Raw genomic sequence first — 14,005 nt, 5'->3', positions numbered from 1 at the left:
AACGTTTCACAAATAACCACCCCATCATACCCTTCCGTTAAGATAGCACCCCACGTTTACACGGTATTTTGTAAACGTGACAGTTCTGTTCCTATTCGGAGACAGCCCCAGCTCATACTTCCAGAGAAGAAATACAAACTTCGGCAGCATTTCCTTTTAAACGGAGTCATTAACATTCTCTGTGTCTTATCCGTTTTACTAATAAATGCCGCAACCTCTACCTCATCGGATTGATGAGGATTTATTCATTGCATTGATTTTTAATATATGGCAATTGTAATTAGTTTCTGAAAATATTGCAAGGAATTTTTGTAGGAATATATCAAAAACAATCGGTTATTGTATAGGAAACGTTTTCAAAACTCCGCCCGAACCAACCTACTGAATATGTAAAAAAATGAAGAAAAAATTGTTATACAAATGTTTCGCAAAAAGATATGAAAAATCCTCTAAATATTGAAAGAAAATTCAGAAAAATAAATTCGACATTATTTACGTAAAAGCAATGAGACATGAATGCATGAAGTTTAGAAGCCAAAAAGAAAGTTATGCGAGATACGGTTAAAGCTGTAAGGAAAAGGATTTAAAGAACATAAAAGAAATGAAAAAGGTAAGCAAATTTATTCATTTGCTTACCTTTTTCATTTCATACCATATATCCATTTTGATTTTCTAACATATTCTCTTTTTGTTTTCATTTGGCATAGGGAAGGAAGAGGATCTGACCGCTTCTATCTAAGAGGAAAGGTTTTATGCCGTTTTTTTAAGTTGTATTTTTATTATTTCTGTTTCAAGGTAAAACTCGTTTTGGATCAGCTGAATATCCAGCATTTTGTTTTGCAGATTCAGAATGATTTCGAATTGAAATGAAAAGTGCAATGATAATGACAAGACCTACCGCAATATAGGAAAGAGTAATAATTGTTGGATCTACTTTAAATGACGTAAGCAGCGTCCGGATATTTGTGAAAATAATGAGTCCACCAACGAGTACACCAAGTAAATGTGAAGGAACAATTCGCACTAACCATGCAGCGATTGGAGCTGCGAGAATGCCGCCAAGCATAAGGGCAAATACCCAAAACCAGCTTACTTGTTCCCAGCCTAATGAGATGAAAAATCCAATAGTAGCAGCTAATGATACTGGAAATTCACTTGTATCTACAGAGCCAATGACTTTTCGTGCTTCATTTCCTCGTGCGAGAAGTACTGGTGTAGTGATAGGTCCCCAGCCACCTCCACCAGTTGAATCAACAAAACCAGCAAACAATCCGAGCGGAATAAGTTGCTTAGCAGACATACGTTTATTTGATCGGACAATTTGTTTTTGAATAATAAATCGTAATAAAATATAGATACCTAAAGTAAATAAAAAGAGTGAAATGTAAGGTTTAATTAAATCACCTGGTAAATTGCTTAAAAAACAAGCACCGACAAAAGCGCCAATTGCACCTGGTAATGTGAGTCTGGAAACGGTATATTTATCAACATTTCCAAATCGGATGTGAGATACGCCAGAAGCCGCGGTTGTAACAACTTCCGCTAAATGAACGGATGCGGAAGCAACAGCAGGTGCAATTCCGAACATTAATAATAATGAAGAAGATGTTACCCCATATGCCATCCCAAGTGCTCCGTCAATCAGTTGAGCAAAAAAACCAATAATAGCAAAGACAATTAATTTCTGCATGTATAATCCCCCTGTAAAATAATAAATAAAAAGGCTCTTTTCCCTAATGAGAAAAGAGCCTTTGGTTTTTCCAATCAGCTTAATGTTAATTTTTTATTATTATAATGCATATTAATCTTATAAAGCAACTAGGTTTTAAAAAGTTTTTTAAATTGAACGAAATAACAGAATTATTATATAATTAAAAGATGTAAATAAGAGGAGGAAGAAATCATGTTAGCATTTGATCATCTTGTTCATATTGTTGGCTGTACACCAAAAGAAGCTGAAAAACAAATGAAGGAACGCGGTTTCCATACGGTGCAAGGCGGAGAACATACGAACTGGGGAACATGGAATAGTTTAAGTTATTTTGACTTATCTTATATTGAATTTTTAGCAGTGCAACATGAAGATAAAGCGAAGCAAGCGGACAATCCACTCGTTCAGGAAACTGTAGAGAAATTACAAGATAGAGAAGGAATGCTGCAAATTGCTCTTCGTACCAATCATATCGAAGCACTAGCTGTACAGCTAGCCGAAAAAGGTTTGCAAGTAAAAGGACCATTTGAAGGAAAGCGAATGAGAAATGACGGTCATCTTATAGAATGGAAAATGTTATTTGTGGAACAGGAAGAGAGCAGTCCGAAATTACCTTTCTTTATACAGTGGGAAGAATCTGATGAGAATAGAAGGTTAGATTTACAAGAAGTAGGTGTCATTGCCTCACATAGCAACGAGGTAAAAGAAATTCAGACAATATACTATGCAGTGAAAAACGTACGTGAAACAGTAGATAGATGGAAAGAGATACTCGAAGTACAAGTAACTTTGCCAGAAAATCATAAGGATTGGAATGCACTTTGTCAGAGCATTTTACTTGGAAATGTAAATGTGCAGTTTTGTGAACCTATTGGTGAAGGATTTGTACAAGAACAGTTATTCAAACATGGAGAATATCCTTTTGCGGTTGAATTTCAAGGGACGAATAAGCAGAAGAACAGAACAGATGTGTTAGGTAGTTCATACATATATTAATTGGGAGAATCTATATGAAAGAAGTGTTAATGGAATTAGAAAAACAATTAAATTGGCCTCGCGCAGTAAAGTGTACTGCTATTTCAAAAGGTTTTTCGCAAGATCAAAAGTATAAAATTGAATTAGCCAATCATGAACGCTATTTTATAAAAGTGTGTGATATTTCAACTCGTGAACGTAGGCTTGAAGAATATGAATATATGAGCCGTTTTGAATTATTAGGGCTGCCAATGCCTAAATTACTTCATTTCGTAAATCTTATTCCATTCAATCAATGTGTACAAGTATTTGAATGGATTGAAGGAGACGACGGGAAAGATATACTTGGTAAATTGACTGAGAAAGAGCAATATTTAGCTGGAAAACGGGCGGGAGAAGTATTAAAAACAATTCATACAGTGAAGAAAAAGAAAGTAGAAGAATCTTGGGAAATGTTAAGGTGGAATAAATATGAGAGATACTTGCAAGCATTAGAAGAATATGAGACGGATTTTATTGACATAAAACCAGTGTTAAGCTTTGTGGAAAATCATAAAAATTTATTACATGCTCGTCCTATCGTATTTTTACATGATGATTTTCATCCAGCGAATCTCATGCTTCATCATAAAGAATTTCGTGCTGTTATCGACTTTGCAAGGTTTGATTTTGGAGATCCTATTCATGATTTTTACAAGATGCCTTTGTTTACAGTCGATATCAGTATACCGTTTGCGGTTGGACAAGTTCATGGGTATTGTGATGGTGAGCCATCACTTCATTTTTGGAAACTATATGCATTGTATGCAGCAATGATTTTTCCAGCGGATATTGTGTGGACAAATCGAATCACACCTAATTTGCTAGAAGAAATGAAAATGAGGTTAAGAAGGATTTTAGAAGAACATAATGGTTTTACATCCTATACCCCAAATTGGTATAAATCTTTTGATAAAAATATAATAAATATAGAATAATTGGAGGTACTCATATGGATAAAATAGCAGTTATTTCAGATATTCATGGTAATATTCCTGCGCTAGATGCAGTTCTTAAAGATATCAAATTAAGAGGGATAGAACGTATTATGTGCTTAGGTGATCTGGTAGGGAAAGGGCCACATTCTAGTGAAGCAATTGAGATTATTCGGAAAGAATGTGAACATGTTGTGATGGGAAACTGGGATGATTTTATAACAAAACCTACTGAGTCTGAGACATTAGAGTGGCATCAAAAGCAATTATCAGAACAGCAGCGGAATTATTTAAGGGAATTGCCATTTTCAATTGAATTTATCATGAGTGGGAAGCTAATTAGAATGTTCCATGCATCACCTAGAAGTCTATATGAAAGAGTTCAGCCCGGAGCTCCAATAGAACAACGTGTTAGTTTATTTGAAAATAGTAATCTTACCGAAAACATTGAAGGTGAAAGGAAACCGGATGTCGTTTGCTACGGAGATATACATCAAGCTTATGTGCAAAATTTTCGTGGGAAAACGTTGTGTAATGCAGGAAGTGTGGGTAACCCGCTTGAGATTACACAAGCCTCTTATTTGATTTTTGAAGGTGTATATGGCCAAAAAGAGGCAGCAAGTTTTTCAATTCAACTTGTGCGAGTTCCTTATGATATAGAGCTTGCAATCCGATTGGCTAGGGAAGAAGAAATGCCAGAGATTGATGCGTACATACAAGAATTGACAACAGCTAAGTATCGGGGATTAAAGTGAAATTAGACAAAACATATTCGATACATCAATATACAGTTCTGTATACATGCTTAAAAATATTAACAGGGAGGGGTATTCCAAAATAATTATTTTGAATATTTAAAATAAAAAAATAGATGAATGATAGGAGAGTAATTATAACTTATAAATAGAGAGAATTGGAAATAGCGAAATCAATTAGATACAATGATTTTGCTCCTAATAGGCAGGATTAAAATCATTAGGTTAGGTTGAAAGCTTATGTCAAGGTGATAGTTACTCTAATAAATGATGAAATATACTAAAAACTAACGAGGGAATAGGGATGAAAATACAATTAAAGGCGGATTTAATGTTACTATTGGTTACATTTTTTTGGGGGGCATCCATCTTACTTACAAAAGTTGGCCTTAATTACATGCAGGAATATAATTTAATCGCATTACGTTTTATTATTGCTTTTCTTTTGTCAGGTATAGTGTTTTATAAGCATTTAATCAAAATTGATTTTAGAACTATTAAATATGCTTGTCTATTAGCTGCTATCTTATTTATAGTTTATATTTTTGCGACTTTTGGTACAAAGTATACATCGGTTTCTAATGCTGGTTTTTTAATGAGTCTTACAGTGATATTTATTCCAGTATTATCATCTATCTTTTTAAAACAAAGGCCTGATAAAAAAGTTATGTTGGGAGTTGTTTTCACAATAATAGGGATAGGGTTATTAACGTTAAATAGCCAATTAAAAATAGGTTATGGCGATATATTATGTATTTTATGTGCTCTATTTTATGCAGTCCATATCATCATTACTGGAACAATAACGAAGCAGGTTAATTCAATTAGCCTTGGAGTTTTACAACTGGGCTTTGTCGGTCTATTTAGTATTATTTTCTCAATGTTTATGGAAAATCCTAAACTTCCTAGTACTGTTGAATCATGGTTTTCAATTTTAGTATTAAGTATATTCTGTACAGGAATGGCTTTTATTGTTCAAATCATTGCACAGCAATATACGAGTCCTACACATACAGGCCTTATTTTTTCATTAGAACCTGTTTTTTCAGCAGGTTTTGCTTTCTTTTTCACAGGTGAAACTCTCACAGCTAAAGGTTATTTAGGTGCAACTCTTATATTATTAAGTGTAGTAATCGCTGAACTAGATTTTAAAAGTTTATTAAAAACAAATTCTAAAAAAGTATAGGATAGATGTTTTTTAGAATACGTTCAAGTTGAGAATATTCATTTATATCATTTTGATTATAGTAACAAAAAGGTGTTTTCGCGTCTAGAAAGCACCTTTTTAGTCTAAAGTATTTTTTTATGAAGCATCCATACTGAATACGTTGTTTTTTATTTTTGACAAAACTTGATAGCGGCATGTAAACGAGAAATTCCATCCTCTATTTGATTGGTATTTACTTTTCCATATGATAAACGAATATATCCGTCTTTGGCACCAAAAATACTGCCAGGCATAAAGGCTACTTGTTGTTTTAAACTTTGCATAATAAGCTGTTTTTCGTTAATAGGCTCCTTTAAATTTCCCCAAATGTAAATCCCGCCACTTGGGATTGAAAAAGAAATTTTATCTTGAAGATAGTAGTTTAAGGAATCGACAAGGGTATCTCTTTTTTGTACGAGCTGTCTTCGTAATTGTTCCATATGCGTATCAAAAGGAACGGTCTCAAAAAATTGTTGCATGAGCCACTGAGGGAAAATGCTCAGTCCTAATTCCATTTGATGCCGTGCATCTGCTAATCTTTCCACTACTGACTGCGGAGCAACAAGCCACCCAACGCGAAGGCCGGGCGCGATCATTTTTGATAGTGAATGGACATAAATGACGGTGCCATTTTCATCAATTGATTTTAATGTTGGACAAGGTTTTTTATTTTCTAACGTTAGTAAACTAGATGGATCATCTTCAACAATTGGGATACGTAAGTCTGCACATAAAGATAAAAGTTTTTTTCTCCGATTTGGATGAAGCATTGTTCCTGTTGGGTTCTGGAAATTTGGATTTAAAAAAATCATTTTAATCCGGTGCTTTCGATATAGCTCATGCACATCTTCCGGATTCACTCCATATTCATCAACAGGTAACGGGAAAATACGAATCCCGGCTGATTGAAAGAGAGGTAATGAATAACAATGAGATGGGCTTTCAAATGCTACCGCATCACCGGGATTTAATAAACATTGCACAATGAGATGAAGTGCTTGTTGGGCCCCAGATGTAATCATAATTGATTGTTCTGTTGCATCAATTTTTAGATAATCTCTCATATATTTCGCTGCTGCTTGTCTTAATGGTAGATAGCCTTGTGGATGATCATAGCTAAGTGATTGCGTTAAAGGCTGCTCACGTAATATACTTTGTAACTGTTCATGGGGAAACAAGTTACAACCAAGTTCTCCATTCGCGAAATCAATGATATTTTCATTTTGCTGGACTTGTTCTCGAATATGTCGAAGTAGGGGTAAATTAGGTAAAAAAGTACCACCTTCTACGAATCCTCTCCAGTTTGGTGTTAGTGTTGGAGAAACGCCCCACATATGTGTACTTACACGTGTACCTCTTCCAGTTGTGCTGTCCACAATTCCCATAGCACGCAGTTCATTATAAGCAGTTGTAACAGTACTTCGGTTTACATTTAGTTGGATTGCTAATTTTCGTTCCGAAGGGAGAAAGCTACCAGGAGGAAGCTCTCCATACATAATACGTCTTTCAATAAAATCAACAACTTGTTGATAAATTGGGATCTTGCTGTCGGTATCTAACTTCCACTCCATTTATAACGTCCCCTTATTCTTTATCTAGTTTCATTATAACAAATTGGCTGGGTGAAAAAACAGCCAATTGGACGGTGTGATATCCAGCCAATTTTACTATGCTAGGGTAGTGGAAGGGGAGATTCAAATGAAACGATGGCAAATGGAATGGCTCCTAATAGCTGTTGCTTTAGTATGGGGAGCAAATTATACAATTGGTAAATATGGAGTGGCTTATATGTCATCCATTCAATTTAATAGCTTACGATTTTTAATAGCATCTCCAGTATTATTATTAATTACATTTTTTATGGAAAGATCGTTACGTATTGAGAAGAAAGATTGGTTAAGGTTACTAGTCGTGGGGATAGTTGGTACTACACTTTATCAAACATTATTTATGTTATCTGTAAAATATACATCAGCAACAAATGCGTCACTATTAATTGCGATGTCACCTATATTTACAGGGATTTTAGCAGTGTTGCACAAACAAGAACGTTTTTCGATGAAAATTCAGATCGGTTCCTTATTATCATTTAGTGGGGCAGCACTTGTTTTATTAACAGGGCATACGAATCAATCTACATATGAGTATGCTTGGCTTGGAAATCTAATTGGATTAGTTGCTGCGATTGCTTGGGGATGGTATCCAATTCTTGCACAACCACTTATTACAAAATATTCGGCAATGCGAGTAACATCTTGGTCTACATTAATTGGAATCGTACCGCTCGTTATATATTGTTTATTCAATATCAATACATTATCATGGCCAACAGATACATTAAGCTGGGGATCATTAGGTTATTCGATTGTATTTGCAACAGTCTTTGGACTAGCGATGTGGTATGTTGGTATTAGTAAAATTGGTTCAACAAAAGTAATGGTATATATGTATCTCGTGCCATTGTTTGCAGTGATTTTCGCTGCAGTAACAATTGGAGAAAGAATGAATATGATGCAATTGCTCGGCGGATTCGTTATATTTATCGGCCTGTACGTAGTGAAAAAAGGAACGGTAAAAAAGCCAGCTTTCGATTTAAAAAAAGTGAGTTAATGATAAAAACGTCCTCTTTCTGTAGAAAGGGGACGTTTTTATTTTATGAATGATAAGGCTTGTTGCACAGCCCACTGCTGATGTTCGTGTATAAGTAAATTTTGTGCTTGATAAGGAGAAAGCCAATGTAAAATATGATCCTGTTCAGAAATAGTATTTTCTGTTTTTAACTTTTTACAAATGTAAAAATATCCATTGTTTAAATAGTATGTATTTTCATTTTCAGCATAAAAATATCGCTCAGCATTGCCAATATAGTGCTGAATTTCAATATCCCATCCTAGCTCTTCTACAAGTTCACGACGTAAACATAATTCTTTTGTTTCGCCTTGCTCCTTGCCACCCCCAGGTAAAAAATATCGAGTTCCTTTTTTGATAATTGCTATTTTCGTATAATGGCTATTGAAGATAACAGCATAGCAACTAGGACGTAATATATAGTTGTGGTTCTCCTTTGTATAACCAAAAGTATGCTTTCGCTCCATATAGAAATCCCCCATTACATAATAAATATATATTGTAAAAAATATCCCAATTAAAAGGCGTTATAGTAAGTATAAATGGCATATATAGGAGAGAGCAACAGGTATGTACAATCGAAAGTGTTCACGTTGTAAGGAGGTTACCGGAACAGCGTATAGTGGCAAAAAAATTCAAGATCTAGTAGTAAAGCCCACCTTTTTAGAAATGAACCAATGGTAATGATGTTCCAATCAAAATGTTTCATTCCTTTTGTACGTAAGCATACTTTAAAAGCTATATAAACAAAACAACGCCATTTTATAGATGATGTTTTTAGAGCAATTATTTATTGCAAAATGCAAACGATCATTTACATTTTATTGTCAATCATTTACAATGGTGGTAGAAAATGAAGAAAGGGAAATTGTGATGCTTGAAAACAGAGTTAGAGAATTACGGGCACGATTTAGGTGGACTCAGCAAGATTTGGCCGATGCAGTTGGAGTGACAAGGCAGACAATCGGATTAATTGAAAAAGGTGATTATTCTCCATCTGTCACTATGGCGTTAAAAATAGCTGCTGCGTTTCAGGTTACTGTAGAAGATGTTTTTTATTTAAATGGAGAGGAATGATTATGATGAAACATATTTTAAAATCTCCGCTTCTAGGCGCGAGTTTATTTGTATTAATCATTGCATTTTTACTGCTTTCTCTTATGAACACACAGGTCGTTCTCGCTAGATTGTGTTTTGGTATTTTGGTAATGTTTACCTTTTTGTGGTTCATTCTTACAAAGTATTATAATCGAAAGAATTCTGATGATAGGATTAGACTATTTGGATTTACACCGTCCGAATTTCGTGAAATAGATGAAGGTCAACAATGGGTAACCTATAAGGCTTGCAGGAATGTGTATATTTACTATAGCTTTGCACTTCCAGTAATGGCGGGAATTTGCTTCCTCTTTTCTCATCATATTCTTGTTCCATTAATGTGTATTGGTGTACTGGGTGTAGGGCAATACATTGTCTATTGGTTAACTATCATTCGTGTTTTAAATCGTATTTAATCTGAACGAAAAAGGAGGGGGAACAGGTATGTTGGAGTGGGCTCAAAATGCAGGTGAATTATGGCAATATTTAGTTGTATTTTTATTAGCTTTTGCACCATGGATGGATGTGTCAATCGTTGTACCACTCGGTATCGCATGGGGATTACAACCATTTGCAGTAGGACTTATGGCGTTTACAGGGAATCTTATCTTGGTTCTATTACTAGGCTTTTTCTTTAAGCAGTATGCAAAATGGCAAGCAGCAAGAAAGTTAAAAAAAGGTATAACAACACCTTCTAAAAAAGAAACTAGATCAAGACGAATATGGGAACGATATGGTATTCCAGGTTTGGCTCTGCTAGCTCCAATTCTCGTAGGAACAGATATTGCAGCTGTATTAGCTTTAACATTTGGATCTAATCGGACACACGTCATAAGTTGGATGACGATTAGTCTAGCTGTATGGACAGTCATTTTTGTAGTAGCTTCGATGTATGGATTTAGCTTGTTAAATATTATTTAGGATAATATAAAAATTTTATGTAATGTACATCTTTTCGCTTTCGTACAGAAGTGACTTTTACGGTGCTTTTTCCGCATAAAACATTCGTGTACATAGTCGTAATAATAATTGGAGAAATCCATGTTTAAAAAACGCCTCCTTATCGTAAATGTCTAATCGTCAATACATGCTATTCGTTGAGTAAAAAGTACGTTTGGACATTACGTAAAAGGGGATGTTTTTGTGTTTAAACTATAATTATACAGATTTAAAGAATTATAATACTTTTATAAGTGTTGCTTCAACTTATCGACATCATTCATAAACTCAATAATCTCATCCTTTAACTCAGTTCGATAAACCTCCATATTTTTGTTGTTCAGAAACTCATTTAAACGAGTTTCTATAAAATCAATACTTATATTTTTTTCAATCAGTAACAATGCGAAGCTAATATAAATATAACATTCCTCTGAGGATTCATGATCATGTAGTAATGCATAAAAAGTATCTCGTATTTCATATTTTGCTCCAATATGAAGGCTGTCATATGTATCCATAACTGCTTCCTTTATTTCATCGTATCTTAAATCCATTTTCTCTCCTCGAAATTTCGTTATTTTGTATATATACTAAGCTGAATGTTAGGGTGTTTTCTAAATTCTAAAATAATATTACTACAACTTTGGCAAGCATCTAGCTCTGTATATAAATCTATTATCCCGAAAATATTTGGATCCTTAATTTGAGAAGCTATATCTTCTAGTATTTTTGCCTCTGTATCATAAAATCTATCAAATTTAGCAGTATCCAGTTTAGAGGCATATGGCTCCTGGTTTTTAAAAATACGTTCTGGCCTATGTATTTGTATTACTCTGCAAACATACCGCTAAATTCCGCTGATAATAACAAGAATAATACGATTTTTATATTATGGATAATGTAATTGGATTAAGAAGGGCTATATCATAGCATACTGCGTAAAGATAAAAAGAGAATACTTAACAGTTACTGTATATTCAAAAACAATATGCTAGTAAAATTAATGAGAATAGCGGAAATGGAAAAACAAAAGGTGACTTGTGGTGATCAAAATAAATGAGCGTAATTATATACGCTCATTTACATTGTTATATTCACTATAAACGTTGGAATATCGTACTTGTGACGGATATTTATAAATGTTACGTTATGCTGACGAGTCACTTTTCGAATCACTTTACAAACAACTTTTCCGCATATTTTTGATAGATCGAACTAGCCACCACTGTATCCAAGAAGGCAACCCCAACAGATTTAAATAAAGTAATTTCATCAGAGTTTGTCCGTCCTTGTTTATGCCCTAAAATAATATCCCCAAGTTCACTATATATATTTGAAAAGTTCCATTCATTTTTTTCGCTCGCAATCAAGAAATCACCAGCTTCATGCTGTACACCTTCCAATGTATCTACAATAATTTTATCACTGCGCTGTAATGTAGTGAAATCGAGTTCTTGCATATGAGGTTGGTAAGAACCGATTCCATTAATATGAGTACCAGGTTTAATGTATTTTCCATCAAACACAGGAGTAGTGGAAGTGGTACTACAAATGACAATATCAGCCATTGCGACAGCATCATCAGCTGATTCTATAATTTCAATGGTTCCGTTCCAATTTGGATATAAGGAGAGTAAATGATTCTTAAACTCAATTGCTTTTTGTATTGTACGATTCACGAGAAGAATACGATTTAAAGATCGAACTTCCATAACAGCTTGTATTTGTCCGAGTGCTTGAGCGCCGCAGCCAATGACAACGCATACACGAGCATCTTGACGAGCGAAATGTTCGGTTGCAATACCGCTCATTGCTCCTGTACGAAGTGTTGTTAAATAGGAGGCCTCAATTGTTGCGACATGATTACCAGTATTTGTTTCTGTTAAAACAATCAAGCTTTGCAGTGCTTTTTTTCCTTTCTGCGTATTTTGAGGAAAGATACTAACAATTTTTGTAGATGCAAATTCGATTGGAGCTACGTAAGAGGGCATATAAAGGGAGTTCGCCTCTTCTTGAGAATGCTGTATATTCAACCTTACTGGTGTTGTAATTTCATTGTTCAAATAATACTGGAATGCCTTTTCTACATCTTGTAAGCAATCTTTCATTTTATAAATGTCTTTAACCATTTCTTCTGTAATATGAATCATTTAAATCATCCTCCTTTTTAATAGAAAAGGGGGAGTTGAGAATCCCCCGACTGACTATGCTTGTATATCTTGATTTTGTATGTTCTCTGCGACCTGCTTCGTTGAAACGGCAGCGATGGCAATTAAAGAAATACAGCAAGTAAGCACAATATATAAAGCGACTGGAATCCAAGAATTGTTGTACACATTCATTAAATAAGCAGCAATCATTGGAGCTGTGCCGCCAGCAAGTGCAGCGCCTAATTGATAACCTAACGTAACACCCGTATAGCGTACTTGAGTGGAGAAAATTTCAGAGAATAATGTACCTAATACAGCTGTTACAGGTGCCCATAAAATACCTAAGCCAATAACAGTTGCGATAATGATAGAAAAAGTAGTTCCTTGGTTTAATAGTATGAAATATGGAAAAGCATATAAGAGAATCGCAATGGTACCCCATATGTACATTTTCTTTCTTCCAATGGAATCTGAAAGTTTTCCCATAATCGGAATCATAATAGTAGTAATGAGCATAGCGATGGTAACAGCGTTTAAAACAGTTGTATTCAGTAATTTCAGCTGTGATGTACCATAGGAAACAATGAATGTTGAGAAAATATAGAAGGGAGCTGTTTCAGCTACCTTTGTTCCTGTAGCGATTAGTACGGATTTCCAGTGATGACGTAATGTGTCGGCAATAGGTAGTTTTGAAATATTTCCACTTTCTTTTGCCTTTTTGAAATCGGGTGTTTCATCTAATCCATTTCGAATCCATAATCCTATGAATACTAATATTGCACTTAAAATAAATGGAATTCGCCATCCCCACGTCACAAAATTATCACCAGAAATCATTGTCATAAAGGAGATTGCAGCAGTTCCGAGTAACATTCCAATTGTTACACCTGTTTGTGGAATGCTACCGAAAAGTCCCTTTTTATCCTTCGGTGCATATTCGACTGCTAATAGTAAAGCGCCGCCCCATTCGCCGCCAATTCCTAATCCTTGAATAATTCTTAGTAATATTAAAAGAATAGGAGCTAGTATACCGATAGTTTCATATGAAGGAAGCAAGCCAATACATACTGTCGCTCCTCCCATAAGAGAGAGAGTTAACACAAGTGTCTTCTTTCTTCCAATTTTATCACCAATATGACTGAAAATAATGCCTCCAAGCGGACGAATGAAAAAAGGAATACCAAACGAAAGATAGGAAAGCATGAGTGCGACAAGGGGATCCTCGTTTACAAAAAATAATTTGTTAAATACAAGTGCGGCGGCAGTTCCGTATAAGAAGAAATCAAACCATTCGATTGAACTACCAATTAAACTAGCTATGAGTGCTTTTTTCTGAATAGAGCTTTGTTGGTTCATTTGTTCACCTCTTTTGTAATTTTAATATTCTAATTATTAAAAATATTTTATATAAAATATTTTTATATGTCAAAATTTTAGGAGGAAGAGGAGTTGTTGTTATAAGTAGCAAATATTATAAAGTGATGTTTTTCATTAGAATGGAAAGGGCCAATGTAACAGTAGATATTTGTATTTACCTAATAATCAGAAGTATAAATAAGACGGAA

At 34.6% G+C, this 14,005-nt stretch carries 15 protein-coding genes and 1 riboswitch; of the genes, 8 read left to right on the top strand and 7 right to left on the bottom strand.

Annotation, left to right across the window (positions count from 1 at the left end):
- Nucleotides 1-35: 35 nt before the first annotated feature.
- A riboswitch (Lysine riboswitch) is annotated at nt 36-228 on the bottom strand.
- A 562-nt stretch (nt 229-790) separates the two neighbouring features.
- Nucleotides 791-1,690 (bottom strand): sulfite exporter TauE/SafE family protein, encoded by a 900-nt coding sequence (locus QRY57_RS15250; protein ID WP_349775661.1) that lies wholly within the window; start codon nt 1,688-1,690, stop codon nt 791-793.
- A gap of 213 nt (nt 1,691-1,903) precedes the next feature.
- On the opposite strand from QRY57_RS15250, the gene QRY57_RS15245 reads away from it, so the two are divergent.
- The 4 genes from QRY57_RS15245 (at nt 1,904) to QRY57_RS15230 (ending at nt 5,601) form a co-directional block, all read left to right on the top strand.
- Nucleotides 1,904-2,707, top strand: a complete 804-nt coding sequence (locus tag QRY57_RS15245; protein ID WP_208017682.1) for a VOC family protein — start codon at nt 1,904-1,906, stop codon at nt 2,705-2,707.
- A 14-nt stretch (nt 2,708-2,721) separates the two neighbouring features.
- Entirely contained in the window at nt 2,722-3,663 is a 942-nt protein-coding gene (locus tag QRY57_RS15240; protein WP_286015449.1) for an aminoglycoside phosphotransferase family protein, read from the top strand.
- Between the two features lie 14 nt (nt 3,664-3,677).
- Nucleotides 3,678-4,415, top strand: a complete 738-nt coding sequence (locus QRY57_RS15235) for a metallophosphoesterase family protein (RefSeq protein ID WP_286015448.1) — start codon at nt 3,678-3,680, stop codon at nt 4,413-4,415.
- Nucleotides 4,416-4,719: 304 nt separating this feature from the next.
- Nucleotides 4,720-5,601, top strand: coding sequence for a DMT family transporter (locus tag QRY57_RS15230; RefSeq protein ID WP_286015447.1), 882 nt, complete (start codon nt 4,720-4,722; stop codon nt 5,599-5,601).
- 149 nt (nt 5,602-5,750) lie between these two features.
- Here the strand turns inward: QRY57_RS15230 and pdxR are convergent, their stop codons facing one another.
- A complete protein-coding gene (gene pdxR, locus QRY57_RS15225) occupies nt 5,751-7,193 on the bottom strand; it encodes a MocR-like pyridoxine biosynthesis transcription factor PdxR (protein WP_286015446.1) in 1,443 nt (480 codons plus the stop codon).
- A 127-nt stretch (nt 7,194-7,320) separates the two neighbouring features.
- Between pdxR and QRY57_RS15220 the strand changes: the two genes are divergently transcribed.
- Nucleotides 7,321-8,232 carry a DMT family transporter gene (locus tag QRY57_RS15220; protein ID WP_208017678.1) on the top strand — a complete coding sequence of 304 codons (912 nt, stop codon included), beginning with the start codon at nt 7,321-7,323 and terminating at the stop codon, nt 8,230-8,232.
- 38 nt (nt 8,233-8,270) lie between these two features.
- On the opposite strand, the gene QRY57_RS15215 is transcribed toward QRY57_RS15220, so the two are convergent.
- Nucleotides 8,271-8,717: an NUDIX domain-containing protein gene (locus tag QRY57_RS15215; RefSeq protein ID WP_286015445.1), complete on the bottom strand. Its 447-nt coding sequence runs from the start codon at nt 8,715-8,717 to the stop codon at nt 8,271-8,273.
- 403 nt (nt 8,718-9,120) lie between these two features.
- On the opposite strand from QRY57_RS15215, the gene QRY57_RS15210 reads away from it, so the two are divergent.
- Genes QRY57_RS15210 through QRY57_RS15200 form a run of 3 tightly spaced genes read left to right on the top strand, consistent with a single transcriptional unit; the run spans nt 9,121 to nt 10,269 of the window.
- Entirely contained in the window at nt 9,121-9,327 is a 207-nt protein-coding gene (locus QRY57_RS15210; protein WP_026592862.1) for a helix-turn-helix transcriptional regulator, read from the top strand.
- A 2-nt stretch (nt 9,328-9,329) separates the two neighbouring features.
- Nucleotides 9,330-9,764, top strand: coding sequence for a hypothetical protein (locus QRY57_RS15205; RefSeq protein ID WP_286015444.1), 435 nt, complete (start codon nt 9,330-9,332; stop codon nt 9,762-9,764).
- Between the two features lie 28 nt (nt 9,765-9,792).
- Nucleotides 9,793-10,269, top strand: a complete 477-nt coding sequence (locus QRY57_RS15200; protein WP_286015443.1) for a small multi-drug export protein — start codon at nt 9,793-9,795, stop codon at nt 10,267-10,269.
- A gap of 266 nt (nt 10,270-10,535) precedes the next feature.
- On the opposite strand, the gene QRY57_RS15195 is transcribed toward QRY57_RS15200, so the two are convergent.
- From QRY57_RS15195 to QRY57_RS15180, 4 genes are all read right to left on the bottom strand, one after another.
- Entirely contained in the window at nt 10,536-10,844 is a 309-nt protein-coding gene (locus QRY57_RS15195; RefSeq protein ID WP_286015442.1) for a hypothetical protein, read from the bottom strand.
- A gap of 20 nt (nt 10,845-10,864) precedes the next feature.
- Nucleotides 10,865-11,113, bottom strand: a complete 249-nt coding sequence (locus QRY57_RS15190; RefSeq protein WP_286017868.1) for a deaminase domain-containing protein — start codon at nt 11,111-11,113, stop codon at nt 10,865-10,867.
- A 349-nt stretch (nt 11,114-11,462) separates the two neighbouring features.
- Nucleotides 11,463-12,440, bottom strand: a complete 978-nt coding sequence (locus tag QRY57_RS15185) for an ornithine cyclodeaminase family protein (protein ID WP_286015441.1) — start codon at nt 12,438-12,440, stop codon at nt 11,463-11,465.
- Nucleotides 12,441-12,494: 54 nt separating this feature from the next.
- Nucleotides 12,495-13,796: an MFS transporter gene (locus QRY57_RS15180; protein ID WP_286015440.1), complete on the bottom strand. Its 1,302-nt coding sequence runs from the start codon at nt 13,794-13,796 to the stop codon at nt 12,495-12,497.
- Between the last annotated feature and the right edge of the window lie 209 nt (nt 13,797-14,005).

Origin of the sequence: Bacillus arachidis (genome assembly GCF_030285945.1) — a bacterium.
In the GTDB taxonomy this organism is placed as follows: Bacteria; Bacillota; Bacilli; order Bacillales; family Bacillaceae_G; genus Bacillus_A; species Bacillus_A arachidis.
Note: the sequence above shows the minus strand (reverse complement) of the source record. Positions and strands in the feature narration are given on the sequence as shown.

Coding starts and splice junctions, on each gene's coding strand:
- QRY57_RS15250 (WP_349775661.1), bottom strand. CDS start 1,690: ATGCAGAAATTAATTGTCTTTGCTATTATTGGTTTTTTTGCTCAACTG.
- QRY57_RS15245 (WP_208017682.1), top strand. CDS start 1,904: ATGTTAGCATTTGATCATCTTGTTCATATTGTTGGCTGTACACCAAAA.
- QRY57_RS15240 (WP_286015449.1), top strand. CDS start 2,722: ATGAAAGAAGTGTTAATGGAATTAGAAAAACAATTAAATTGGCCTCGC.
- QRY57_RS15235 (WP_286015448.1), top strand. CDS start 3,678: ATGGATAAAATAGCAGTTATTTCAGATATTCATGGTAATATTCCTGCG.
- QRY57_RS15230 (WP_286015447.1), top strand. CDS start 4,720: ATGAAAATACAATTAAAGGCGGATTTAATGTTACTATTGGTTACATTT.
- pdxR (WP_286015446.1), bottom strand. CDS start 7,193: ATGGAGTGGAAGTTAGATACCGACAGCAAGATCCCAATTTATCAACAA.
- QRY57_RS15220 (WP_208017678.1), top strand. CDS start 7,321: ATGAAACGATGGCAAATGGAATGGCTCCTAATAGCTGTTGCTTTAGTA.
- QRY57_RS15215 (WP_286015445.1), bottom strand. CDS start 8,717: ATGGAGCGAAAGCATACTTTTGGTTATACAAAGGAGAACCACAACTAT.
- QRY57_RS15205 (WP_286015444.1), top strand. CDS start 9,330: ATGATGAAACATATTTTAAAATCTCCGCTTCTAGGCGCGAGTTTATTT.
- QRY57_RS15200 (WP_286015443.1), top strand. CDS start 9,793: ATGTTGGAGTGGGCTCAAAATGCAGGTGAATTATGGCAATATTTAGTT.
- QRY57_RS15195 (WP_286015442.1), bottom strand. CDS start 10,844: ATGGATTTAAGATACGATGAAATAAAGGAAGCAGTTATGGATACATAT.
- QRY57_RS15185 (WP_286015441.1), bottom strand. CDS start 12,440: ATGATTCATATTACAGAAGAAATGGTTAAAGACATTTATAAAATGAAA.
- QRY57_RS15180 (WP_286015440.1), bottom strand. CDS start 13,796: ATGAACCAACAAAGCTCTATTCAGAAAAAAGCACTCATAGCTAGTTTA.